This window comes from Streptomyces nanshensis (assembly GCF_001751255.1).
Lineage (GTDB): Bacteria > Actinomycetota > Actinomycetes > Streptomycetales > Streptomycetaceae > Streptomyces > Streptomyces nanshensis_A.
On record NZ_LJGW01000357.1, the window covers coordinates 1 to 1,651 of the forward strand.

Annotated in this window: 2 protein-coding genes; both read left to right on the forward strand. The window is 69.7% G+C overall.

What is annotated here, in order from left to right; genetic code table 11:
- On the forward strand, positions 1-314 hold a 314-nt coding region (locus AN218_RS21280), incomplete at its 5' end, for a substrate-binding domain-containing protein (protein ID WP_141747643.1).
- A 149-nt stretch (positions 315-463) separates the two neighbouring features.
- A partial coding sequence (locus AN218_RS21285) for a sugar ABC transporter substrate-binding protein (protein WP_070018500.1) occupies positions 464-1,651 on the forward strand: 1,188 nt, incomplete at its 3' end.

Consider the following 1,651-nt stretch of genomic DNA (forward strand, 5'->3'; position numbering starts at 1 on the left):
AGCCGCTGCTCGACGCCGGTGCCAGCGCGGTCGTGGCCGCCAGCGACACGCTCGCGCTCGGCTGCTACCGCGCCGTCACCAACGCCGGCGGCACACCGGGGCGCGAGGTCTCGGTCGTCGGCTTCGACGACTCCTCGGTCGCGCCGCTGCTCTCCCCCGGCCTGGCCAGCGTCGCGCAGCCGCTCGGCGACGTGGGCCGGGAGGCCATGCGCCTGCTGCTGGCCCGGATGTCCGATCCCGCGAAGCCTCCCGAACGGGTGCTGCTGCCGCCCGCTCTCGTCGTACGGCCGAGCCTCGGGGCCGCGTCCGGCTGACCGCGCGGCCCGGCGCCGCGTCCGGCACGGTCCCCTCGCTCCCTCGCCGTCCCGCCACCACCACCGCACACCGCCGCGCCTCATGCGGCCCGTCGCACCACCACCGCCCCACAGCTCTCATCCCGCATCAACTCCCCCAGGAGGCCCGCATGTTCCGTCGCTCCACCGTGGCAGTCACCGCGTGCGCGGTGCTGGCCGCCACCGCGACCGCCTGTTCGTCCGGGTTCGACAAGGACAAGAACGGACCCGAACAGGACAGCGGCAAGAACCAGTCGCTCCGGGTGCTGATCGCCACCTCCGGCGACGCCGAGACCAAGGCCGTGAAGTCGGCGACGGCGGCCTGGGAGAAGAAGTCCGGCAACAAGGTCACCGTCCAGATCGCCAAGGACATGGACCAGCAGCTCGCGCAGGCCTTCGCGGGCAACCGTCCGCCGGACGCCTTCTACATCAACTCCGACCAGTTCGCGAACTACGCCAAGGGCGGCTCGCTCTACGCCTACGGGGACAAGATCCCCGACCGCGACGACTTCGCCCCGCAACTGCGCAAGGCGTTCACCTACGACGGCAAGCTCGTCTGCCTGCCGAAGGACTCCTCGACGCTCGGCCTCGTCGTCAACACCGAGAAGTGGAAGAAGGCCGGGCTGACGGAGAAGGACTACCCCACCACCTGGGACGAGCTGGAGAAGACCGCCGACAAGCTCACGAAGGGCAAGACCACCGGCCTGGTGACCACCAACGAGTACCAGCGGCTCGGGGTGTTCATGAAGCAGGCCGGCGGCTGGATCACCGACTCTGGCGAGTCGAAGATGACCGCCGACAGCAAGAAGAACGCCGAGGGCCTGGGCTTCGCCAAGAAGCTGCTGCGCTCGGGCTCGATGAAGTTCGCCAAGCAGGTGGACACCGGATGGGCGGGCGAAGCGCTCGGCAAGGGCCGGGCCGCCATGATCATCGAGGGCAACTGGCTGGACGGCGCGATGAAGCAGGACTTCCCCGACGTCGACTACAAGGTCCTCCCGCTGCCCGCCGGTCCCGCCGGCAAGGGCACGCTCGCCTTCAGCAACTGCTGGGGCGTGGCGCAGGAGAGCGAGCACCACGAGGCGGCGATCGATCTGATCCGCCATCTCACCTCGAAGAAGCAGCAGTTGGCCTCGTCCGACGCGATCGGCGTCATGCCCTCGCGGGAGAGCGTCATGGGCACCTTCGCCAAGGAGCACCCGGAGTCCGAGGCGTGGGTCGAGGGCAACTCCTACGCGCAGAGCCCGGTCACCGTGCCCGGCTTCACCAAGGTCCTGGACCAGTTCAACGCCGATCTCCAGTCGCTGCGCACCGGTTCGCCC